Consider the following 21,011-nt stretch of genomic DNA (forward strand, 5'->3'; position numbering starts at 1 on the left):
TACGGTGGGGCCATGAGCGAGCAGCGTGCCCTGGAGGCGGTCGAGGCAGCCGGGCTGGAGCACACGGTGACCCGGCACGGCCGGGTGTCCAGCCTCGCCGAGGCGGCCGCCGCCCGGGGGATCGAGCCGCGTGACCTGGTCAAGACGATCGTGGTGCGCCGGGGCGACGACGACTTCGTCTTCGTGCTGGTGCCCGGAGACCGCGAGATCGCCTGGCCCAAGCTGCGTGCGCTCCTGCACGTCAACCGCCTGTCGATGCCCGACGCAGCGACGGCCAAGGAGGCGACGGGCTACGAACGCGGCACCATCACCCCCTTCGGCTCCGAGCGCGCCTGGCCCGTCGTGGCCGACGAGACCCTGGCCGGCGACCCCGAGCGCCGGATCTCCCTGGGCGCCGGTGCCCATGGCGTCGCCGTGACCGTGCGGGCGGACGAGGTCATCCGGGTGCTCGACGCCGACATCGCCGACGTCACCGACCCCGCCTGACGCGTTGCCAGGGAGACTGCACCCCCACCACCCGCGTTGCCAGGCAGACTGCACCTCACCAGCCGCTGCGCGTCGGCGTGTGCCCCGTCCGGGCCTCCTCCGGCATCGTCATCTCGGCCCGCACGCCGAGCAGCCGGACCGGCCGCTCCGGCTCGATCCGCCCGGCCAGCTCCAGCGCAGCCGACATCACCACGTCCGGGTCATGGGTCGGCGGGATCTTGTGACCGAAGGTGGTCGTGACGAACGGCGCGTAGCGCACCTTGAGCGTCACCCGCACGACCGGCCGACCCTCGGCGGCGACGTCCTGCAGCACGGACAGGGTCAGCTCGCGCACGGCCTCCAGGACCTGCCCGGGCTCGGTGAGGTCCTGCTGGTATGTCGTCTCGCGGCTGTGCCCGCGGGCGACCCACGGGGTGTCGTCCACCTGGCTCGCGCCCTCACCCCGGCCGAGCAGGCAGTACCACTCACCCATGCGGGGGCCGAACTCGCCCGTCAGCATGTCGAGGTCGGCGGCAGCCAGCTCGGCCACCGTGCTGATGCCGTGTTCGGCCAGCCGCCGCGACACCTTGGTGCCCACACCCCACAGGTCGACCGTCGGCCGACCACCCATCACCTCGAGCCAGGTCGCCTCGGTGAGCCGGAACACCCCGCGCGGCTTGCCGAAGCCCGTCGCGACCTTGGCCCGCACCAGGGTGTCACCGATGCCGACCGTGCAGTGCAGCCGGGTGCGAGCCAGCACCGCCTGCTGCAGCGCCACGGCATACGCCTCGGGGTCGGCGACCCGGACGCCGACGAACGCCTCGTCCCACCCGAGCACCTGCACCGTGGCCCCCGGCAGGTCCCGCAAGGTGCCCATGACCTCGGCGGACGCGGCGTCGTAGGCCTCCTTGTCCACCGGGAGCAGCACCGCCTCGGGTGCCTTGCGGGCGGCGATGCGCAGGGGCATACCGGAGCCGACGCCCAGCGCCCGGGCCTCGTAGGACGCCGTCGAGACCACCGCGCGCTCGCTCGGGTCGCCCCGGCCGCCGACGATGACCTGCCGGCCGGCGAGCTCGGGCCGCCGCAGCACCTCGACCGCCGCGACGAACTGGTCGAGGTCGACGTGCAGCACCCAGGGCCGCTCCGGCTCACCCACCTGCCCAGTGTGCCCGAGCCCCCATGCACCGGCCCTCGCCCGACTGCGGTGTGCAGAAGTGGCTCCCGGTGACCCCTTCTGCACACCCCAAGGACACGCGTGAGGAGGACCGGCGTCAGCCCTCGCGCATCGGCACCCGCACACCACGCTCGGCGGCGACCCCGTCGGCGCGCTCGTAGCCGGCGTCGCAGTGCCGGACGACGCCCATGCCGGGGTCGTTCGTCAGCACCCGCTCGAGCTTCTGCCGGGCCAGGTCGGTGCCGTCGGCGACGGACACCTGACCGGCGTGCAGCGAGCGGCCGATGCCGACGCCGCCGCCGTGGTGGATCGACACCCACGAGGCCCCCGATGCCGTGTTGACCAGGGCGTTGAGCAGCGGCCAGTCGGCGATGGCGTCGGAGCCGTCGGCCATCGCCTCGGTCTCCCGGTAGGGGCTGGCGACCGACCCGCAGTCGAGGTGGTCGCGGCCGATGACGATCGGGGCCTCGACCTCGCCGGAGGCGACCATGTCGTTGAACCTCAGGCCCGCCCTGTCCCGCTCGCCGTAGCCCAGCCAGCAGATGCGGGCGGGCAGGCCCTCGAAGGCCACGCGGTCCTGCGCACCCCGCAGCCACTTCTGCAGGTGGTCGTTGTCCGGGAAGAGGTCCATCACGGCGCGGTCGGTGGCGGCGATGTCCTTCGGGTTGCCCGACAGCGCGGCCCAGCGGAACGGGCCCTTGCCCTCGCAGAACAGCGGCCGGATGTAGGCGGGCACGAAGCCGGGGAAGTCGAAGGCCCGGTCGAAGCCGCCCTGGCGCGCCTCGTCGCGGATCGAGTTGCCGTAGTCGAACACCTCGGCGCCGCCGTCCAGGAAGCCGACCATGGCCTCGACGTGCCGGGCCATGGACTCCTGCGCGCGCTCGGTGAACTCCTCGGGCTTCTTCTCCGCATACTCCGCCCAGTCCTCCAGCGCGACCCCGACGGGCAGGTAGGACAGCGGGTCGTGCGCCGAGGTCTGGTCGGTGACGATGTCGATGTCGACCCCGCGGCGCAGCAGCTCGGGGAACACCTCGGCGGCGTTGCCGACGACACCGACCGACACCGCCTCGTGCGCGGCTTTGGCGGCGAGCACCCGCTCCACCGCGGCGTCCAGCGAGCCGGCCACCTCGTCGAGGTAGCGCGAGTGCACCCGGCGGCGCAGCCGTGCCTCGTCGACGTCGACGATGAGGCAGGTCCCGCCGTTGAGCGTCACCGCCAGCGGCTGGGCCCCGCCCATGCCACCACAGCCCCCGGTGAGGGTCAGCGTGCCGGCGAGCGTCCCGGCATACCGCTTGGCGGCCACCGCGGCGAAGGTCTCGTAGGTGCCCTGCAGGATGCCCTGGGTGCCGATGTAGATCCACGACCCGGCGGTCATCTGGCCGTACATCGTCAGGCCGAGGTGCTCCAGGCGCCGGAACTCCGGCCAGGTCGCCCAGTCGCCGACCAGGTTGGAGTTGGCGATGAGCACCCGCGGCGCCCACTCGTGGGTGCGCATGACACCGACCGGCCGCCCCGACTGCACCAGCATGGTCTCGTCCTCGCGCAGGTCGGTGAGGGTGCGCACCATGGCGTCGAAGCTGCGCCAGTCGCGCGCGGCCCGGCCGGTGCCGCCGTAGACGACGAGGTCGTCGGGGCGCTCGGCGACCTCGGGGTCGAGGTTGTTCATCAGCATCCGCAGCGGCGCCTCGGTGGCCCAGGACCGGGCGGTGAGGGTGGTGCCGCGGGGGGCACGGACGGGGCGGGCGCCTTCCATGACGATCTCCTTGCTGTATGCCGTGCGCTCGGGCGACGGGGTCGGGCTGCGGTCGGGTGGGGTCAGGTGAGCGGGCCGGTGGCCTGCTCGGCGGCACGGCGGACCGCGCCGGAGGCGACGAGGTCGACGGCCGTGCTGATCTCGGGTGACAGGTGCCGGTCGGGCCCGGGCCCGGCGATGCCGGCGCTGCGCAGGGCGCTGACGACCGCGGTGGTCGCCGGGGCCGGCGTCAGGGGCGCCCGCAGGTCGAGGGCCCGCGCGGCGGTGAGCACCTCGACGGCGAGCACCCGGGTGAGCCCGTCGAGGGCGCGGCGCAGCTTGCGGGCGGCCGACCAGCCCATCGACACGTGGTCCTCCTGCATCGCCGAGGAGGGGATGGAGTCGACGCTGGCCGGGGCGGCGAGCCGCTTGAGCTCGGAGACGATGCCGGCCTGGGTGTACTGCGCGATCATGTGCCCGGAGTCGACACCGGGGTCGTCGGCGAGGAAGGGCGGCAGCCCGTGGCTGCGGGCCACGTCCAGGAAGCGGTCGGTGCGCCGCTCGGAGATGCTGGCCAGGTCGGCGACGACGATGGCCAGGAAGTCGAGCACGTATCCCACCGGGGCGCCGTGGAAGTTGCCGTTGGACTCCACCCGGCCGTCGGGCGTGACCACCGGGTTGTCGACCGCCGAGGCCAGCTCACGGCCGGCGACGGTGCGGGCGTGCTCGACGGTGTCCCGGGCGGCGCCGTGCACCTGGGGGCTGCAGCGCAGCGAGTAGGCGTCCTGCACCCGGGTGCAGTCGTCGGTGCGGTGGCTCTCCCGGATGGGGCTGCCGGCCATCATGGCCCGCAGGTTGGCCGCCGAGAGGCGCTGGCCCGGGTGCGGCCGCAGCGCCTGCAGGTCGTCGGCGAAGACGTCGTCGGTGCCCAGCTGGCCCTCGACGCTCATCGCCGCCGCGATGTCGGCGGTGACGAGCAGCCGGTCGAGGTCGTGCAGCGCCAGCAGCAGCTGTCCGAGCATGCCGTCGGTGCCGTTGATGAGGGCCAGCCCCTCCTTGTCGGCCAGCTCGACGGGGGTGATGCCGGCCTGCGCCAGGGCGTCGGCGGCCTCGCGGAGCACGCCGTCGGCGTCGCGCACCTGCCCCTCCCCCGTCACCGCCAGCGCGCAGTGGGCCAGCGGCGCGAGGTCGCCGGAGCACCCGAGGGAGCCGTACTCGTGCACCACCGGCGTGATGCCGGCGGTGAGCAGCGCGGCATACGCCTGGGCCGTCTCGACCCGCACCCCGGTGCGACCGGTGGCCAGGGTCGACAGGCGCAGCAGCATGGTGGCCCGCACGACCTCCCGCTCGACCTCGGGGCCGGAGCCGGCGGCGTGCGAGCGCACCAGGCTGCGCTGCAGCTGGGCGCGCCGGCCGACCGGGATGTGCGTGGTGGCCAGCGCCCCGAAGCCGGTGGAGATGCCGTAGTGCGGCTGCGGGTCGTCGGCCAGCCGCTCGATGACCTCCCGGCTGGCAGCGACCGCCGAGAGCGCCTCGTCGGCGATGTCGACCCCGGCACCGTGCCGGGCGACGGCCATGACGCCCTCGAGGCTGAGAGGGCCGACGCCGACCGTGACGACGGCGGTGCTGTGCGGGGCAACGATGCTCATGTCCTCCATTGCACCGCCGGGCGGGCCTGCACGGGGTGCCGCACGGACGTGTTGTGTCCCAGATACGAGACATCCGGTCCCACCTCCTTGTCGCGATCAGATGTTAGTGACTAACATTGGAGCCGTGGGACGAGCCGAGCACACCCGGGCAGCGCTGCAGTCCGCCGCGCTCGACCTCTGCGAGCGCCAGGGGTATGACGCCACGACCGTCGAGCAGATCGCCGCCACCGCCGGGGTGACACAGATGACCTTCTTCCGCCACTTCCCCACGAAGGCCGCGGTGCTGATGGAGGACCCCTACGACCCCTTCATCGGTGAGCTCGTCGCCGCCCAGCCGGCAGACCTGCCGGCCCTCGACCGCGCCTGCGGTGGGGTGGCCGCCGCCTGGGCCCTGCTGCCGGCCCCCGACCGCGACGACACCTGGCGGCGGGTCCGCCTGGTCGCCGGCAGCACCACCCTGCGCGCCCACATGTGGGAGAACACCGAGCAGACCCAGCACGTGGTCGCCCAGGCGCTGACCCGCGCAGGCGCCTCCGCCTACGAGGCACAGGTGGCGGCCGGGGCCTGCATGGGTGCGCTGATGGCTGCCCTCCTGGAGTGGGGACGGCGTGACGACGTCGGCCTGGACACCCTCGTCACCGGTGCCCTCGCCCAGGTCAGCCCGCGGCTGGGCGCTGCGACCCAGGTGGCTCCGTGACCACCCCGGCCCTCGAGCTCGCGGGGGTCCTCAAGCGCTACGCCGACCTCACCGCCCTGGCCGGGGTCGACCTGAGGGTGCAGCCGGGCGAGGTCCACGCGCTCGTGGGTCTCAACGGCGCGGGCAAGTCGACGCTCATGCGGGTGCTGCTCGGGATGACCCGGCCGAGCGCGGGCGTGGCACGGGTGCGCGGCACCGCCGTCCCCGCGATGCGCCCGGAGGGCTGGCGCGGCGTCGGGCACCTGGTCGAGAGCCCGCTGGCCTACCCCGAGCTCAGCGTCGCCGACAACCTGCGCATCGCCGGCCTGCTCGCGGGCCTCGACCGACCCGCGGCCCGGGCCGCCGCAGCACGCGTCGCCGAGGAGCTCGCGCTCACCCCGTGGTGGCGTCGGCGGGCACGCACCCTGTCGCTGGGCAACCGGCAGCGGCTCGGGCTCGGCGGCGCGCTGCTGGCCGACCCGGACGTGCTGGTGCTGGACGAGCCGACCAACGGGCTCGACCCGGCGGGGGTGGTGCTGGTGCGCCGCGCCGTCCTGGCCCGCGCGGCGCAGGGGGCGTCGGTGCTGGTCTCCAGCCACCACCTCGACGAGGTCGCCCGCATCGCCACCCGCATCAGCCTCATCAACGGAGGCCGCATCATCGGCAGCCTGGACCCCGGCGGCACCGACATCGAGCGCCGCTTCTTCGAGCAGGTGTATGCCGACGTGGAGGCCGCGCGATGAGCGCCACCAGGACCGCGCTGGGCATCGAGTGGACGAAGGTGCGCCACTCGCCGGTCGGTCTCGTCACCACGCTGCTGCTGTGCCTCGGCACGGTCGCGGTGACCGGTGCCTCGATGGCCAGCGTCGGCGCCGGAGGCATCCTGGCCGCCAAGTCGGAGGTCTTCGTGGGCGACGGCGGATGGGCCGGGCTCCTCGGTCTGGCCGGCCAGGTCGTGGCGGCCGGCGGGCTGCTCGGCTTCGGCGTGATGGCCGGGTGGCTGCACGGGCGGGAGTTCGCCGACGGCACCGTGTCGGCGCTCTTCGCGCGGCCGGTGTCCCTGCGCGCGGTGGCCCGGGCCAAGCTCATCCTCTACCTGCTGTGGGCAGCGGCCGTCGCGGTCGCGCTCACCCTCGGCGTGCTCGCCCTGGGCGTCGGGCTGGCCCTCGCCGGCGACGAGGGGTTCGGCGCCGGGGGTGTCGCGCGGCCGGCGCTCACCCTCGTCGGCGTCACCGTGCTCACCGCGTGGCTGGCGCTCCCCTGCGCCTGGGTCGCCACCCGCAGCCGCGGCTACCTCGCTGCGGTCGGGGCCGCCGTCGGCCTCGTCGTGCTGGCACAGCTGTCGGTGCTGCTCGGGGCCGAGGGCTGGTTCCCGTTCGCCGCACCCGGGTGGTGGGTGTCGCAGGCAGGCGCCGTCGGCCCGGCGATGGTCCTGCAGCTGCTGCTGGTCGTGCCGGTGGCCGGCGCCGCGGCCGCCCTCACCCTGCGGGCCTGGGACCGGCTGTCGCTCTGACCGGCCTGCGCGACGGCATACTGTGCGGGTGCGATGCCACGCCGCGCCCCCGACCTCTGCGAACGTGCTGCCGTGACACACCTGCACCGGTGCCGGACATGTGCCTGACATGACGACGACCGGGCCGGAGCCGGCTCGCTCCCGGGCGGAGCGCTTCCGCGGCTGGTACGACAGCACCTACGACGACGTGCTGCGCTTCGTGCACCGCCGGTGCCACCCCTCGCACGCGGAGGACGTCGTCGCCGACGCCTTCCTCGTGGCGTGGCGGCGGTATGCCGAGGTGCCGGCCGACCACGGCGAGTCCCGCGCGTGGCTCTTCGGCATCGCCCGCGGGTGCCTGGCCAACGCCCGCCGCGGGGACCAGCGTCGCGAGGCCCTCCGGGTGCGCATCGCCGACGCGCGGCCGCCCGGCGTCACGCTCGACGCCGAGGACGTGGCTCACCGGGTCGACCTCGCGGCCGCCTGGCGGCGGCTGCGACCCGTCGACCAGGAGGCGCTCGCGCTCACCGCCTGGGACGGGCTCACCGGCCCCCAGGCCGCGGCGGTGCTGGGGGTCACTCCCACGGCATACCGCCTGCGTCTGTCGCGCGCACGCCGCGCCCTGCGTCGTCATCTCGACGCCACCCCCGCGACCGCTGACCGCGTCGCCATCACCCGTCCGGCCACAGGAGCCACCTCATGACCCGCCTCGACGACCGCGACCTCGACGAGCTGCTGCGCACGATGGACCCCGCCGATGGCACCCGTGGCCACCAGGAGCGCACCACCGCCGACCTCGGCCGGATCCTCGCCGCGCCCGCCGGGACGCCGCCCCCGGCCCCGGTGCCACGGCCCCGCCGACGCCGACGGGCCTGGCTCCTGCCGGTCGCCGCCGGCCTGGCCGGGCTGCTCGTCGTCGGCCCGGACCTGGGCAGCAGCGACACGGCGTACGCATCGTGGAGGTCCGCTCCGACGGGTGTGCCGCACGACGACCAGGAGGCTGCGCACCGGGAGTGTGTCGACTTCCTCGACAGCGCCGGCGCTCCCCAGGAAGACGAGCTCGGCCTGCCCACGACCAACGAGATCGCGGCAGCGGAGCTGGTGCTGGCCGAGCGCCGCGGGCGGTGGACCTTCACCGTCGTCGCCGTCGGCGACCGGGCCGTCGGAGAGTGTCTGCTGCACGACGCACAGGGTGTGTCCCGGCTCCTCGGCTCCTACGACAACGGCACCGGCAGCCTCGCCGTGGTCGACGACCTGCCTGCGCTTGCCCGGGACAGGGTCGACAGCTACGGCTGGAGCACGGGGTCGGGCCCGGCAGGCAGCCACTCCTCGATCACCGGCCGAGCAGGAGCCGACGTCACCGCCGTCACCGTCCACGTCCCCGACGGCCATGACGTCACGGCGACGCTGTCCGGCGACTACTGGGCCGCCTGGTGGCCGACCGAGATCGACCCCGAGGTCGGCATGGACCCCCTGTCGCTGAGCGCCAGCGTCGAGCTGGCCGACGGCTCGGTGCGCCGCCTCACCTACGAGCAGATGCTGCCTTTCCTGCCGGACGGGTAAGGGGCCTGCCGACCACGGGGAGGCGTGGGCTCCGTCCCCAGCCTGCTCAGCCGGTCGGGACGGACGCCTGCGCCTCGCGGCCGTGCCCCACCAGCACCCGGAAGCGCTCCAGCACCACCTGCATCTGCTCGTCGACGTGCCCGGCGGGAGCGGCGGCGGCCAGCATGCCCAGGTGCCGCTGACGCCACTGCTCCACGGACAGGTCGCCCTCGCCCTCCGCACGGGCGTGCTCGGCGTCGACGTCGGCGAAGCGCACCACCCGCACGTCGGTGATGCGGATCAGGACCCGGGGCCGCTCCTGGCCGTCCAGCACGATGGCCAGGTCACCGGGCTCGGGCAGGTCTGCACCGTCGGCGTCGTACTCCGAGCGCACGCTGGTCATCGCGGTCTTGGTGCCGGCCAGCACGAGCTCGACCATGCGGTCGGCCTCGACCGGGTCGGCGCCGAACGACCAGGCCGGCGGCTGCAGGGTCTCCTCGACGATCCGCCCCAGGTAGGCCCCGGCCGGGTTGAGGGAGGCCCGCACCCGGGCGTCCTCCCAGAAGGCATCCACCTCGCGCTGGTCCATCCTGCGACCCTAGCCGGGGACGGCGTCGCCACGACGGCGGGGACCACGACGACGAGGGATGACGACGGGGATACTGAGGGGGTGACGACGCAGCAGGGCACGGGGCCGGCGCGGTGACGGCAGCACCCGCCGCCGACCACGCCCTGGCCCTGCTGGTGCTGATGTCACGGCACGCCGGCCCGCTGCCCGCCGCGACCATCGCCCGCGAGCTCGGCATCCCCCGGTCCACGACCTACCGGCTGCTGGGGGTGCTGGAAGAGCGGGGCTTCGTGGTGCACCTGCCGGAGGAGCGGCGCTACGGCCTCGGTGTCGCGGCCTTCGAGCTCGGCTCGGCCTACTCCCGCCAGGGCGCGCTGCAGCGCATCGCCCGGCCGCTGCTCACCCGCCTGGCCGACCGCACCGGCCACAACGCCCACCTCGTGGTGCTGCACGGGCGCGACGTCGTCTACGTCATCGAGGAGCGGGTGTCCGGCCGGCCCTCTCTGGTCAGCGACGTCGGTGTGCGCCTGCCCGCCTCGCTCACGGCCAGCGGCCTGGCCATCCTGGCGGCGCTGCCGCCGGCACAGGTCCGGGCGCTCTTCCCCTCGACCGACGCGTTCGTGCAGCGGCACGGCACCGGCCCCACGTCGCTGAGCACCCTGCGCCCGCTGCTGACCCAGACGCGCACCCGGGGGCACGCGCTGGAGGTCGGCTACGTCACCCCCGGCCTGGCGTCGGTGGCCGCCGCGGTGCTCGACCACACCGACCACCCGGTGGCCGGGGTGGCCGCGACCTTCCCGATCACCGACGACCCGGAGCCCCCGGCCGACCTGGTCGCCGCCGTGCAGGGCTGCGCCGCCGAGGTGTCGCGGCGACTCGGCCGCCGTCCGCCGCGCTGAGCCCCGTCCGCAGCACCGCGCCTCGCTGCGCTGCGCATGCCGCGCCAGGCTGCGTATGCCGGCTCAGGCTGCGTATGCCGGGTCAGCAGGCGGCGTCGAGACGTGCGACCTGCTCCGGGGACAGGTCGATGCGGGCCGCGGCGAGCGCCTCGTCGAGCTGCTCCACCGAGCTCGCACCGACGATCGGACGCACCTGCGGGCCGCGGTGCAGCATCCAGGCCAGCACGACCTGGCCACGGCGGGCCCCGACCTCGCGGGCCACGGCGTCGAGCACCTCCAGCCGGCGGGTCGTGCCGGGATGGTCGTAGGCCTCCGGCAGCGGCCGGTCGGACCGGTCGTAGGCGCCCAGCAGCAACGGGCTGTAGACCCACAGCTCCATCTCCGGGTGCTCGGCCAGGTAGTCCCACGTCTCGTCCACGACGAAGCCGAAACGATGGTCCTTGCCGGGCACGGCGACCCCGGGCCGGGGCCGCAGGTAGGAGGTGGACAGCTGCAGCGCGGTGAACGGCTCGGTGCCTAACGCGTGCGCCAGCGCACGGGCCCGCTCGACCCGCCAGGTCGGGTGGTTGCTGATGCCGAGCGACCCGACGACACCCTCGTCGACGAGTCCGCCGAGGGTGGTGACCACCTCGGCGAGGTCCACGGACCGGTCCTCACCGTGCACCCAGTAGACGTCCATGCTGTCGACGCCCAGCCGCTCGAGGCTGCGGGCGCAGGAGCGCTCGACGACCCTGGCCCCCAGACCCTGCGGCGGGCTGTCCGGGGCGCCCGGCTCCCGAGGCTCCATGCCCACCTTGGAGGCGATCTCCAGGTCGGTGCGCAGGCCCGGGTGGTCGGCGAGCCAGGCGCCGACGACCGCCTCGCTCTGGCCCCCGGCGCCGGACTCGGAGGTCCAGAAGCTGTAGCAGTCCGCGGTGTCCAGGGTGCGCCCCCCTCCCTCGACGAAGCGGTCGAGCAGGACCCGTGAGGTGGCCTCGTCGGTCCTGGTGCCGAAGTACATCGTGCCCAGCACCAGACGGTTCGTGAGATCGCGCATGCCGTCACACTAGGTGCGCCACGACACCCTGGCGCGGTGGAGCCTCCCGGCCCATACTCGACGCTGTGGAACCGCACGCTCGCATCAGGGCACCGCGCAACCCGCACACGCCACCGGAGGAGGGGCGCCCCCGGCCCGCCGCAGGGACAGGGCGTGGCACGCGGGCCGTGCGCACCCGGGTCCTGGTGGTCGCCGGGGCCGGTGCCGGCGCCGCCGTGCTCCTGGCGACCCTCGGTCTGCTCCCGGGGACGGCCGCCCTGGCCGGCACGGTCTGGCTGGTGCTCTGCGCGCTGGGGCTGCCCCTCGCCCACCGCGGTGGCCCGAGGCCTCCCACCGCCCCGCGCCGGGAGCGCACCCGGGCCTACCGGCGTGCGGCCGCCGGTGCCCCACCGATGCCGGTGCGATGGCTGCGCGAGGTCACCGCGCCCCGCCGCCCCGTCCTGGCACGCACCACCCCGTGCGGGTGATGCGTCCGGGCGCCCCGGGCGGTGGAATGCCCAGGACAGCACATCCACACACGACCCGCAGCCCGGCACCTGCCCCGGGACGCGGCGACAGGGGACGAGATGACCAGGTGGTGGCCGCTGGTCGCGCTGGCGACCGCGCAGTTCGTCATGGTGCTCGACCAGTCGGTGATGAACGTCTCGATCAGCGCGCTCGTCGAGGACTTCGACACCTCGGTCACCACCGTCCAGGGGGTCATCACCCTCTACAGCCTCACCATGGCGATGTTCATGATGACCGGCGGCAAGATCGGCGACATCATCGGCCGCCGGCGTGCCTTCGTCGTCGGGCTGGTGGTCTACGGCCTCGGGTCGGCGCTCACCGCCGCGGCACCGACGGTCCTGGTGCTCGCCCTGGCCTGGTCGGTCATGGAGGGCCTCGGCGCCGCCCTGGTGATGCCCGCCCTGGCCGCGCTCATCGCCGGCAACTACCAGGGCAAGGACCGCGGTGTCGCGTATGCGGTGATCGGCGGGGTGGCCGGGGCGGGCATCGCCATAGGCCCGATCCTGGGCGGCTGGGCCACGACCGTGCTGTCCTGGCGGGTCGTCTTCGTCGGCGAGGTGGTGCTCGTGCTGGTGATCCTGGCGATGACCCGGCTCGTCGGCGACACCGCCCGCCCCGGCACGGCCCCACGGCTGGACGTCGTGGGCAGCGTGCTGTCGGCGGCCGCGCTCGGTGTGGTCGTCCTCGCCGTGCTGCAGTCCAGCACCTGGGGCTGGGTGCTGCCCAAGGACTCCCCCGTCGAGCCGCTCGGCTTCTCGCTCACCATCTACCTGCTCGCCCTCGGCGGCCTGCTGGTCTGGGCCTTCGTGGCCTGGCAGCGACACCGGGAGGCCGCCGGCCGTGACCCGCTGGTGCACCTGCACCTGCTGCGGATCGCACCCCTGCGCGGCGGCCTGCTGGGCCTGGTGAGCCAGAACCTGGTCCTCATGGGCGTGTTCTTCACCGTGCCGCTCTACCTCCAGCTCGTCCTGGGCTACAACGCCCTGGAGACCGGCCTGAGGATGCTGCCGGTCTCGGTGGCCATGTTCGTCGCCTCGGCCGTCGGCGCCCGGCTCGCCACCCGCCTCGCGGTCCGCACCCTGGTGCGCAGCGGGCTGTGGGTCACCCTGGCCTCGGTGCTGCTCCTGCTCGCCACCGTGCGCCCACAGATGGCGGACCTGGCCTTCGCGGTGTCGATGGGCGGTCTCGGGGTCGGCATGGGGCTGCTGGCCTCGCAGCTCGGCAAGGTCGTGCAGGCCTCGGTCGACGCCTCGGGCCGCAGCGAGGCCGGTGGTCTGCAGTTCACCGGCCAGCAGCTCGGCTCATCCCTGGGCGTCGCGCTCATCGGCGCCGTCGTGCTGGGCGGGCTGACCAGCGCCTTCGTGGCCAACGTCGAGGACAGCCCGGCGGTCAGCCGGCAGGTCACCGAGCAGCTCACCGATGCGGTGGGGCCGGGCATCGACTTCGTGCCCTCGACGCGGGTCGAGACCATCGCCACGCAGAGCGGTCTCGACCCGGCCACGGTGTCGGCGCTCGTGGACGCCTACGAGGAGGCCCAGCTGCAGGCGCTCAAGGCGGGGCTGCTCGGGGCGGCCCTGCTGGCCCTGCTGTCGATCCCGTTCACCCGGGACCTGCCGAGCCGGGTCCCCGAGCCCGTCACCGGAGCGGCCCCCGTGGGGTGAGTAGGCTCTCCGCATGTCTGGACTCTTCGAGGACTACCCGCTGGCCCCCGACAAGCACGACGAGATGTTCGCCTGGGCAGCGGACCCCGAGGAGGCTGTGCGCCCGGCATACCAGCACCTGGCGACGGCCGTGGAGGAGGTCGGCTCCGAGGACCTGCAGTCGCGCTCGGACTACCTCTCCACCAACTACCGCGACCAGGGCGTGACCTTCGACATCGGCGGCGAGGAGCGTCCCTTCCCGCTCGACATCATGCCCCGCATCATCGACGCGGAGTCCTGGGCCCACGTCGAGGCCGGGGTCTCCCAGCGGGTGCAGGCCCTCGAGCGCCTGCTCGACGACATCTACGGCGCCGGTGAGATCTTCGCCGACAACGTCCTGCCGCGGCACGTCGTCACCTCCTCCAGCCACTACCACCGCGCGGCCTTCGGCATGACCCCGCTCAACGGGGTGCGCATCCACGTCTCCGGCATCGACCTCATCCGGGACGGCGACGGCGACTTCCGGGTGCTCGAGGACAACGTGCGCATCCCCTCCGGCGTGTCCTACGTGCTGACCAACCGCCGCGCCCTGAGCCAGACCCTGCCCGAGGTGGTCAGCACCCACCGCATCCGCCCGGTGGCGGCATACCCCCAGCGTCTCCTCGCCGCCCTGCGTGCGGCGGCGCCCAGCGGGGTCTCCGACCCGACCGTCGTCGTGCTCACCCCGGGCCCCTACAACTCCGCCTACTTCGAGCACTCGCTGCTGGCCCGGATGATGGGCTGCCAGCTCGTGGAGGGCCGCGACCTGGTGGCCCAGGCCGGCCGGGTGATGATCCGCACCACGCACGGCCTGCACCCGGTGCACGTGATCTACCGACGGGTCGACGACGACTTCCTCGACCCCGTGCACTTCCGCTCCGACTCCGCGCTCGGCTGCCCCGGCCTGCTCAACGCCGCCCGGGCCGGCCACGTCACCATCGCCAACGCCGTCGGCAACGGCGTGGCCGACGACAAGCTCATGTACACCTACCTGCCCGAGGTCATCCGCTACTACCTCGGCGAGGAGCCGATCCTGCCCAACGTCGACACCTGGCGGCTGGAGGACCCCGCGCACCGCGAGGAGGTCATGGACCGGCTGCACGAGCTGGTGGTCAAGCCGGTCGACGGCGCGGGGGGCAAGGGCATCGTCATCGGGCCGCAGGCGAGCCCGGCGGAGCTCGAGGAGCTGCGCCGCACCGTGCAGCGCTCGCCCCGCGGCTGGATCGCGCAGCCGGTCGTGCAGCTCTCCACCGTGCCGACGATGATCGGCGACACCATGCAGCCGCGGCACGTGGACCTGCGCCCCTTCGCGATCAACGACGGCAGCAAGGTGTGGGTGCTGCCCGGCGGCCTCACCCGGGTCGCGCTGGGCGAGGGCGAGCTCATCGTCAACTCCAGCCGTGGCGGCGGGTCGAAGGACACCTGGGTGCTCGCCGGCGACGGGCGCCGACGCCGGGTCGCGGCCCGGCCCCGGCCGGTGGAGCAGCTCAGCGAGCCGCAGGTGCGGCTGCAGGAGTCGCAGGTGACCACCGCGCAGGCCGAGCAGGAGCAACAACAACAGCAGCACCAGGGTCAGGAGGTGGCGCCGTGCTGAGCCGCATCGCCGAGTCGCTGTTCTGGATCGGCCGCTACCTGGAGCGCGCGGAGGACACCTCCCGGCTGCTCGACGTGCACCTGCAGCTGCTGCTGGAGGACCCGGTCGTCGACGAGGAGGCGGCGTCCAAAGCGCTGCTCACCGTCATGGGCGTCGAGCCCGAGGGCCAGACCGACCAGGCCTCGGTGATGCGCCTGCTCGGGTGGGACCAGGACTCGCACGCCTCGATGGTCTCGGCCTTCTGGGGCGCCCGGGAGAGCGCCCGCCGCTCCCGCGAGATCGTCTCCACCGAGATGTGGGAGACCATCAACACCACCTGGAACATCATCCAGCGCGGCCACATCCAGCGGGCCCGGCCCGCGCAGGCCTGCCAGACCATCCGCGAGCGGTGCGCCGTCATCTCCGGCATCGCCGACTCGACGATGAGCCACGACCAGGGCTGGCAGTTCCTCGTGCTGGGGCGCAGCCTGGAGCGCATCGACATGACGGCGCGGATGATCGAGGCCGCGGCCTACACCGCCGACTCCCCGCAGGCCTGGCTCACCACCCTGCGGGCCTGCGGTGCGCACCACGCGTTCGTGCGCACCTACCGGGGGGCCGACTCCGAGCGGGACGCCGCGGAGTTCCTGCTGCTGGACCGGCTCTTCCCCCGCTCGCTGCTCTTCTCCCTCAACCGCGCCGAGTCCGCGCTCATCAACCTCGACGTGGGTGAGCGCCGCGCCGGGTTCACCGGCGACGCGATGCGCCTCATCGGTCGCGCCCGAGCCGAACTGGAGTACCAACCCTTGACCGAGATCCTCAGCGACCTGCCCGGCCGGATGACCGCGCTGCAGCGCACCTGCATCGAGGCCAACGACGCCGTGGCCCAGCGCTACTTCGAGGGCGCCAACCCGGTGACCTGGCACGCGGGGGTGCGCTGACCATGATGCTGCGCATCGTCCACAAGACCGGCTACACCTACGCCGGCGCGGCCAGCGCCTCCTACAACGAGGCCCGGATGACCCCGCGCTCCACGCTGCACCAGCAGGTGCTGCATACCCGGGTCGAGATCAGCCCGTCGGCGTGGACGCACACCTACAACGACTACTGGGGCACCGCGGTGACCGCCTTCGAGGTGCACGAGCGCCACGAGGAGCTCATCGTCACATCCTCGGCCACCGTCGACGTGCAGCGCCCCGCCATCGAGGGCGAGCACCTGACCTGGGAGCAGATGCACGACCTCGCACTCCAGGCCGAGCACAGTGAGTACCTTCAGATCAGCGACCAGGTGCGGCCCCCGGACGACCTGCTGGCGCGCGTGCGCGACATCGCGGCCGAGTCCCCGACACCGGGCGACTGCGCGCGCAGCGTCATCGAGCTGGTGCACGCCGAGATGAGCTACGTCAGCGGTGCCACCGGGGTGCACACCCGGGCCGGGGAGGCCTGGGAGCAGCGCCAGGGCGTCTGCCAGGACATGGCCAACCTCACCATCGGCTGCCTGCGCTCGGTGCGCATCCCCACCTGCTACGTCTCCGGCTACCTCATGCCGCCCCGCGAGCCGGAGGTCGGGGTGCCCTACACCGGTGAGTCGCACGCCTGGGTCCGCTGGTGGGACGGGGTGTGGGTGGGCGCCGACCCGACCAACAACATCCAGCCGGGTGACCGGCACGTCGAGGTGGCCCAGGGCCGGCAGTACGGCGACGTCCCGCCGCTGCGGGGCATCTTCACCGGCTCGGGGACCTCGCAGATGTTCGTCGAGGTGGAGCTGACCCGGCTCAACTGAGACGGGTCAGGCCACCGGCACCAGCCCGGTGTGGTCGTCGGCAGGCAGGTCGCCGGCGGTCGTGGCGGTCACCGACAGCTCCCCGAACTGCATGGTGCCGCTGTGCGTGGTCATGAAGGCGGTGTCCGCCGCGTCGGCGCCCGTGCCGATGCGCACGAGGGAGTGCCGGGGGGCGAGCCGCGTCGGGTCCACCACGTGCCAGGCACCGTCGACGTGCACCTCGACGACCGCGTGGAAGTCCATCGGGTCCAGCCCCGGGGCGAAGGCGCTCATCATCCGGGCCGGCACGCCGCGGGCGCGCAGCAGCGCGATCGTCAGGTGTGCGAAGTCGCGGCAGACGCCGGTCCGCGCCAGGTAGGTGTCGGACGCCCCGTCGGTGACCCGGGACGAGCCGAGCACGTAGGCGGTCTGCTCGGCGACGTGGTCGGCGACGGCGGTGACCAGGTCTGCCCCCTCGCGGTCCCCGAAGAGGGCACGGGCCGTGCTCTCCAGCCGGTCCACGTCGGCATACCTGCTGGGCCGCAGGTAGCGGATGTTGTCGTATGCCGTGAGCTCGCCGGCCGCGCCGCCGTCGGCGACCGTCGCCGCGTAGTCCACCAGCAGCTCCCCGGGCGGCACGTGCGGCAGCAGGTGCAGCCGCGCCCCCTCGGGCCCCGCCACCTCCTGCACGTCGACGTCGGCCCCGTCGACGGTGACCGCGAGCCGTTCCTGCAGCCGCTGCGCCGCGTCCGCGACCACCACGCTGAGGGCGATCTCGCAGGGGGAGGTGACGGTCGAGGTGACCCGGGCGGTGACGGTGCGCTGCATACGCCTCATCGTGTCATCCGTCGCAGACATCCCCTGCACTGCGGGGTGCCGAGCACTACCGTATGCCGGAACCGACTGGAGGGAGCTCAGGATGAACGTCCTGTGGGGCCTGGGCGGCATGGCGGTGCTGCTGGCGCTGGCCGTGCTGTTGTCCACCGACCGACGTGCGATCCGACTGCGGACCGTGGGGGCAGCACTCGCCCTGCAGGTCTCGTTCGGGGTGATCGTGCTCTACTGGCCGACCGGCCAGGAGGCGCTGCGCCTGGCCTCCGAGGGAGTGCAGGCGGTGATCAACTCCTCCAACGAGGGCATCGCCTTCCTCTTCGGCCAGGTCATCCCCGACGAGGGGCTGATCTTCGCCTTCCAGGTGCTGCCGGTCATCATCTTCTTCGCCTCGCTGACCGCCGTGCTCTACCACTGGGGCATCCTGCAGCGGGTGGTCTCGGTGCTGGGCGGCGGCATCCAGCGGGTCGTCGGCACCGGCCGCGCGGAGTCCGTCAACGCCGCGGCCAACATCTTCGTCGGCCAGACCGAGGCACCGCTGGTCATCCGCCCCTACATCAACAAGCTGACCCGCTCCGGGCTGTTCGCGGTGATGGTCGGGGGCCTGTCCACGGTGGCCGGGTCGGTGCTGGTCGGCTACTCCCTGCTGGGTGCTCCGCTGGAGTACCTCATCGCCGCGGCCTTCATGGCTGCCCCGGGTGCCCTGCTCATGGCCAAGATCGTGCTGCCGGAGACCGACCCGGACCACATGGACGAGGGGACGGTGCCCGCCACGGCAAGCGCCTCGGCCACCCCGTCCTCGACGTCCTCGGCCACGACGGCCTCCTCCACCGGGTCATCCGAGGCCTCCTCGGGTGCCACCGCCGCCTCCGCGGCGCCGTCGTCCACGTCCGAGGTGCAGGGGCGCCCGGCCGAGGAGCGCCCGGACGACGGGCACACGGACGAGGCCGCCGAGACCGACGACGACGCCCCGGACGAGGGCCTGCACTACCGCAACGTCATCGACGCCGCGGCCTCCGGAGCCTCGGACGGCCTGCGGCTCGCGCTGAACATCGGCGCCATGCTGCTGGCGTTCATCTCGCTGATCGCCCTGGTCAACCTGATCATCGGTGTGGTCGGTGGCTGGTTCGGCTACGGCGAGCTCACCTTCGAGGCCATCCTGGGCTGGGTGTTCGCACCCCTGATGTTCGCCATCGGGGTGCCGTGGTCGGAGGCCACCGGCGCGACCGGGGCCGGCAGCTTCGTCGGCCAGAAGATCGTGGTCAACGAGTTCGTGGCGTTCTCCAACTTCGCCCCCATGATCGAGGAGTTCAGCCCGAGGACGGCGGCCATCATCACCTTCGCGCTCACCGGCTTCGCCAACCTGGGGTCGCTGGGCATCCTGCTCGGCGGGCTGGGCGGCATCGCGCCGGGCCGCCGGCGTGAGATCGCGGAGCTGGGCATCCGCGCCGTGCTCGCCGCGACGCTGGCCAACCTCATGAGCGCGGCGATCGCCGGCATCCTCATCGGTTAGGTCCTTCGTCAGGCGCCTGCGCGGGAGCGTGACGGGCTCAGCTGTGCACCCGGACGGGCACAACGCCCCCGACCGGCCGCATCGTGCGGGTCCGGGGCCGCGTCGTGCCTGTCCGGCTGCACGCACCGCTGACCCCTGCGGGCGCCGGAGGCCGCGCTGCGGCATACGGACAGCCCTCGTAGGGTCGCACCATGCGTGCGATCACCATCAGGACCCCGGGAGGCCCCGACTCGCTTCGGCTGGAGGACGTGCCCGCACCTCAGGCCGGTCCCGGCCAGGTGCTGGTCGACGTCGTGGCCGCCGGGGTCAACCGTGCCGACGTGCTGCAGCGCCAGGGGCACTACCCGCCGCCGCCGGGTGCCAGCGAGCTGCCCGGCCTGGAGGTCAGCGGCCGCATCGCCGCCCTCGGTGAGGGGGTCGGGGGATGGGCCGTCGGCGACGAGGTGTGCGCGCTGCTCGACGGCGGGGGGTATGCGGAGCAGGTCGCCGTGCCGGTCGGGCAGCTGCTCCCGGTGCCCGACGGCGTGGACCTCGCCGACGCCGCGGCCCTGCCCGAGGTGGCGTGCACGGTGTGGAGCAACCTCGTCTCCGAGGCCGGGCTGACCGAGGGCGAGACCGTGCTGGTGCACGGCGGCTCGAGCGGCATCGGCACCATGGCCACGCAGGTGGCGCGGGCCCTGGGGGCCCGCGTGGCGGTCACGGCGGGCAGCCGGGCCAAGCTCGAGGCGTGCCGTGACCTCGGGGCCGAGATCCTCGTGAACTACCGCGAGGAGGACTTCGTGGAGCAGGTGCGCGAGGCCACCGACGGCCGCGGGGCCGACGTCGTGCTGGACGTCGTGGGGGCGAAGTACCTCGACCGCAACGTGCAGGTGCTGGCCACCGGTGGCCGGCTGGTCGTGATCGGCCTGCAGGGCGGGGCCACGGGCGAGCTGAACCTCGGCCGCCTCCTCACCCGGCGGGGCAGGGTCGTCGCCACGTCGCTGCGCGCCCGCCCACCGGAGGAGAAGGCCGCGGTCGTCGCCGCGGTCCGCGAGCACCTGTGGCCCCTCGTCGCCGACGGACAGGTGCGGCCGGTGGTCCACGCCCGCTACCCCCTGGCCGAGGCGGCGGCAGCCCACACCGCGCTGGAGGAGAGCGCCCACATCGGCAAGATCGTGCTGGACGTCTCGTGAGCCATAGGCGGCTTCGCCGTGCCGCTCACCGGGCCCCCGGTGTCGCGGGCGGCGTTGATGGGCATGATGGGGGTATGACGGACCAGCCGGAGCAGCACACGTCGACCCCGGACAAGGACCAGCAGCACGTGGTGGTGGTGACCGACACCGGGATGGGGGTCGCGGCGCCACCCGAGCGCGGCCGGCGGCCGAGCAGCCCCGCCGACCACGTGGAGCAGCCGGCCAAGGTCATGCGGCTGGGCTCCATGATCAAGCAGCTCCTGGAGGAGGTGCGCAACGCACCGCTGGACGAGGCGGGGCGCCAGCGGCTGGCGGAGATCCACCGCCGGTCGATCGCCGAGCTCAAGGAGGGCCTGTCCGACGACCTGTCCGCCGAGCTCGACCGGATCACCCTGCCCTTCGGGGAGGACACCCCGACCGAGGCGGAGCTACGGGTCGCGCAGGCGCAGATGGTGGGCTGGCTGGAAGGGCTGTTCCACGGCATCCAGACCGCGATCGTGGCCCAGCAGATGGCGGCCCAGGCACAGCTGCAGCAGATGCGCCGCGCGCTGCCCCATGGGCAGGCAGGCCCGCACACCATGCCCGGCACCGGCGAGGACGGTGACGGGCACCCCACCGGTCAGTACCTCTGACCCACCGGCAGTCGCCCGTCGGAGGCCCCCCGAGCCGGCGCGGCTCCGCACCGTCCTGCCCCCCCGGTCGTGGCCCCCCCCGGTCGTGGCCCCCCCCGGTCGTGGCCCC

Annotated in this window: 21 protein-coding genes; 15 read left to right on the forward strand and 6 right to left on the reverse strand. The window is 73.7% G+C overall.

Features of this window, described 5'->3' with window-relative positions:
• The first annotated feature begins 12 nt into the window (after positions 1–12).
• Positions 13–486: an aminoacyl-tRNA deacylase gene (locus tag LVO85_RS04195; protein WP_232746129.1), complete on the forward strand. Its 474-nt coding sequence runs from the start codon at positions 13–15 to the stop codon at positions 484–486.
• Between the two features lie 55 nt (positions 487–541).
• Here LVO85_RS04195 and LVO85_RS04200 read toward each other — a convergent pair whose 3' ends face one another.
• The 3 genes from LVO85_RS04200 to hutH form a co-directional block, all read right to left on the reverse strand.
• Positions 542–1,621, reverse strand: coding sequence for a DNA polymerase IV (locus LVO85_RS04200; RefSeq protein ID WP_456299704.1), 1,080 nt, complete (start codon positions 1,619–1,621; stop codon positions 542–544).
• Positions 1,622–1,736: 115 nt separating this feature from the next.
• A complete protein-coding gene (gene hutU / locus LVO85_RS04205; protein WP_232746130.1) occupies positions 1,737–3,392 on the reverse strand; it encodes a urocanate hydratase in 1,656 nt (551 codons plus the stop codon).
• Between the two features lie 62 nt (positions 3,393–3,454).
• Positions 3,455–5,029, reverse strand: a complete 1,575-nt coding sequence (gene hutH / locus LVO85_RS04210) for a histidine ammonia-lyase (protein ID WP_408637669.1) — start codon at positions 5,027–5,029, stop codon at positions 3,455–3,457.
• A gap of 115 nt (positions 5,030–5,144) precedes the next feature.
• Here hutH and LVO85_RS04215 point away from each other — a divergent pair, with 115 nt between their 5' ends.
• The 5 genes from LVO85_RS04215 to LVO85_RS04235 all read left to right on the forward strand — a co-directional run bounded on the left by LVO85_RS04215 (position 5,145) and on the right by LVO85_RS04235 (position 8,751).
• Positions 5,145–5,717, forward strand: a complete 573-nt coding sequence (locus tag LVO85_RS04215) for a TetR/AcrR family transcriptional regulator (RefSeq protein ID WP_232746132.1) — start codon at positions 5,145–5,147, stop codon at positions 5,715–5,717.
• A complete protein-coding gene (locus LVO85_RS04220; protein WP_232746133.1) occupies positions 5,714–6,439 on the forward strand; it encodes an ABC transporter ATP-binding protein in 726 nt (241 codons plus the stop codon). Before LVO85_RS04215 ends, LVO85_RS04220 begins: the two co-directional genes overlap by 4 nt.
• Positions 6,436–7,209, forward strand: a complete 774-nt coding sequence (locus LVO85_RS04225; RefSeq protein ID WP_232746134.1) for an ABC transporter permease — start codon at positions 6,436–6,438, stop codon at positions 7,207–7,209. Before LVO85_RS04220 ends, LVO85_RS04225 begins: the two co-directional genes overlap by 4 nt.
• A gap of 109 nt (positions 7,210–7,318) precedes the next feature.
• Positions 7,319–7,891 (forward strand): RNA polymerase sigma factor, encoded by a 573-nt coding sequence (locus LVO85_RS04230; protein ID WP_232746135.1) that lies wholly within the window; start codon positions 7,319–7,321, stop codon positions 7,889–7,891.
• The gene (locus LVO85_RS04235) at positions 7,888–8,751 is read left to right on the forward strand and encodes a hypothetical protein (RefSeq protein ID WP_232746136.1); all 864 of its coding nucleotides are present in this window, start codon (positions 7,888–7,890) and stop codon (positions 8,749–8,751) included. The genes LVO85_RS04230 and LVO85_RS04235 overlap by 4 nt, the downstream gene beginning before the upstream one ends.
• A gap of 46 nt (positions 8,752–8,797) precedes the next feature.
• Here the strand turns inward: LVO85_RS04235 and LVO85_RS04240 are convergent, their stop codons facing one another.
• Positions 8,798–9,319, reverse strand: a complete 522-nt coding sequence (locus LVO85_RS04240) for an ASCH domain-containing protein (protein ID WP_232746137.1) — start codon at positions 9,317–9,319, stop codon at positions 8,798–8,800.
• Positions 9,320–9,432: 113 nt separating this feature from the next.
• On the opposite strand from LVO85_RS04240, the gene LVO85_RS04245 reads away from it, so the two are divergent.
• Positions 9,433–10,197, forward strand: coding sequence for an IclR family transcriptional regulator (locus LVO85_RS04245; RefSeq protein ID WP_232746138.1), 765 nt, complete (start codon positions 9,433–9,435; stop codon positions 10,195–10,197).
• Between the two features lie 82 nt (positions 10,198–10,279).
• Here LVO85_RS04245 and LVO85_RS04250 read toward each other — a convergent pair whose 3' ends face one another.
• The gene (locus LVO85_RS04250; RefSeq protein ID WP_232746139.1) at positions 10,280–11,233 is read right to left on the reverse strand and encodes an aldo/keto reductase; all 954 of its coding nucleotides are present in this window, start codon (positions 11,231–11,233) and stop codon (positions 10,280–10,282) included.
• Positions 11,234–11,298: 65 nt separating this feature from the next.
• On the opposite strand from LVO85_RS04250, the gene LVO85_RS04255 reads away from it, so the two are divergent.
• The 5 genes from LVO85_RS04255 (at position 11,299) to LVO85_RS04275 (ending at position 16,775) form a co-directional block, all read left to right on the forward strand.
• Positions 11,299–11,700, forward strand: a complete 402-nt coding sequence (locus LVO85_RS04255; RefSeq protein WP_232746140.1) for a hypothetical protein — start codon at positions 11,299–11,301, stop codon at positions 11,698–11,700.
• A gap of 99 nt (positions 11,701–11,799) precedes the next feature.
• Complete coding sequence (locus LVO85_RS04260; protein WP_232746141.1) at positions 11,800–13,401, forward strand: MFS transporter; 1,602 nt, start codon at positions 11,800–11,802, stop codon at positions 13,399–13,401.
• A gap of 13 nt (positions 13,402–13,414) precedes the next feature.
• Complete coding sequence (locus LVO85_RS04265; RefSeq protein ID WP_232746142.1) at positions 13,415–15,013, forward strand: circularly permuted type 2 ATP-grasp protein; 1,599 nt, start codon at positions 13,415–13,417, stop codon at positions 15,011–15,013.
• Complete coding sequence (locus tag LVO85_RS04270; RefSeq protein ID WP_232746143.1) at positions 15,007–15,933, forward strand: alpha-E domain-containing protein; 927 nt, start codon at positions 15,007–15,009, stop codon at positions 15,931–15,933. Before LVO85_RS04265 ends, LVO85_RS04270 begins: the two co-directional genes overlap by 7 nt.
• A gap of 2 nt (positions 15,934–15,935) precedes the next feature.
• Positions 15,936–16,775 (forward strand): transglutaminase family protein, encoded by an 840-nt coding sequence (locus LVO85_RS04275; RefSeq protein WP_232746144.1) that lies wholly within the window; start codon positions 15,936–15,938, stop codon positions 16,773–16,775.
• Positions 16,776–16,781: 6 nt separating this feature from the next.
• Here the strand turns inward: LVO85_RS04275 and LVO85_RS04280 are convergent, their stop codons facing one another.
• Positions 16,782–17,582: a transglutaminase-like domain-containing protein gene (locus LVO85_RS04280; RefSeq protein WP_232746145.1), complete on the reverse strand. Its 801-nt coding sequence runs from the start codon at positions 17,580–17,582 to the stop codon at positions 16,782–16,784.
• A 91-nt stretch (positions 17,583–17,673) separates the two neighbouring features.
• Here LVO85_RS04280 and LVO85_RS04285 point away from each other — a divergent pair, with 91 nt between their 5' ends.
• The 3 genes from LVO85_RS04285 to LVO85_RS04295 all read left to right on the forward strand — a co-directional run bounded on the left by LVO85_RS04285 (position 17,674) and on the right by LVO85_RS04295 (position 20,902).
• Entirely contained in the window at positions 17,674–19,098 is a 1,425-nt protein-coding gene (locus LVO85_RS04285) for a NupC/NupG family nucleoside CNT transporter (RefSeq protein WP_232746146.1), read from the forward strand.
• 191 nt (positions 19,099–19,289) lie between these two features.
• Positions 19,290–20,270, forward strand: coding sequence for an NAD(P)H-quinone oxidoreductase (locus LVO85_RS04290; RefSeq protein WP_232746147.1), 981 nt, complete (start codon positions 19,290–19,292; stop codon positions 20,268–20,270).
• Between the two features lie 74 nt (positions 20,271–20,344).
• The gene (locus LVO85_RS04295; protein ID WP_232746148.1) at positions 20,345–20,902 is read left to right on the forward strand and encodes a bacterial proteasome activator family protein; all 558 of its coding nucleotides are present in this window, start codon (positions 20,345–20,347) and stop codon (positions 20,900–20,902) included.
• Positions 20,903–21,011: the final 109 nt, after the last annotated feature.

Origin of the sequence: Ornithinimicrobium sediminis, from assembly GCF_021272345.1 — a bacterium.
Taxonomy (GTDB): domain Bacteria; phylum Actinomycetota; class Actinomycetes; order Actinomycetales; family Dermatophilaceae; genus Ornithinicoccus; species Ornithinicoccus sediminis_B.

Excerpts from the sequence above, each read along its gene's own strand:
- LVO85_RS04195 (WP_232746129.1), top strand. The coding sequence starts at position 13 with ATGAGCGAGCAGCGTGCCCTGGAGGCGGTCGAGGCAGCCGGGCTGGAG.
- hutU (WP_232746130.1), bottom strand. The coding sequence starts at position 3,392 with ATGGAAGGCGCCCGCCCCGTCCGTGCCCCCCGCGGCACCACCCTCACC.
- hutH (WP_408637669.1), bottom strand. The coding sequence starts at position 5,029 with ATGGAGGACATGAGCATCGTTGCCCCGCACAGCACCGCCGTCGTCACG.
- LVO85_RS04225 (WP_232746134.1), top strand. The coding sequence starts at position 6,436 with ATGAGCGCCACCAGGACCGCGCTGGGCATCGAGTGGACGAAGGTGCGC.
- LVO85_RS04230 (WP_232746135.1), top strand. The coding sequence starts at position 7,319 with ATGACGACGACCGGGCCGGAGCCGGCTCGCTCCCGGGCGGAGCGCTTC.
- LVO85_RS04235 (WP_232746136.1), top strand. The coding sequence starts at position 7,888 with ATGACCCGCCTCGACGACCGCGACCTCGACGAGCTGCTGCGCACGATG.
- LVO85_RS04240 (WP_232746137.1), bottom strand. The coding sequence starts at position 9,319 with ATGGACCAGCGCGAGGTGGATGCCTTCTGGGAGGACGCCCGGGTGCGG.
- LVO85_RS04250 (WP_232746139.1), bottom strand. The coding sequence starts at position 11,233 with ATGCGCGATCTCACGAACCGTCTGGTGCTGGGCACGATGTACTTCGGC.
- LVO85_RS04260 (WP_232746141.1), top strand. The coding sequence starts at position 11,800 with ATGACCAGGTGGTGGCCGCTGGTCGCGCTGGCGACCGCGCAGTTCGTC.
- LVO85_RS04265 (WP_232746142.1), top strand. The coding sequence starts at position 13,415 with ATGTCTGGACTCTTCGAGGACTACCCGCTGGCCCCCGACAAGCACGAC.
- LVO85_RS04275 (WP_232746144.1), top strand. The coding sequence starts at position 15,936 with ATGATGCTGCGCATCGTCCACAAGACCGGCTACACCTACGCCGGCGCG.
- LVO85_RS04280 (WP_232746145.1), bottom strand. The coding sequence starts at position 17,582 with ATGCAGCGCACCGTCACCGCCCGGGTCACCTCGACCGTCACCTCCCCC.
- LVO85_RS04285 (WP_232746146.1), top strand. The coding sequence starts at position 17,674 with ATGAACGTCCTGTGGGGCCTGGGCGGCATGGCGGTGCTGCTGGCGCTG.
- LVO85_RS04290 (WP_232746147.1), top strand. The coding sequence starts at position 19,290 with ATGCGTGCGATCACCATCAGGACCCCGGGAGGCCCCGACTCGCTTCGG.
- LVO85_RS04295 (WP_232746148.1), top strand. The coding sequence starts at position 20,345 with ATGACGGACCAGCCGGAGCAGCACACGTCGACCCCGGACAAGGACCAG.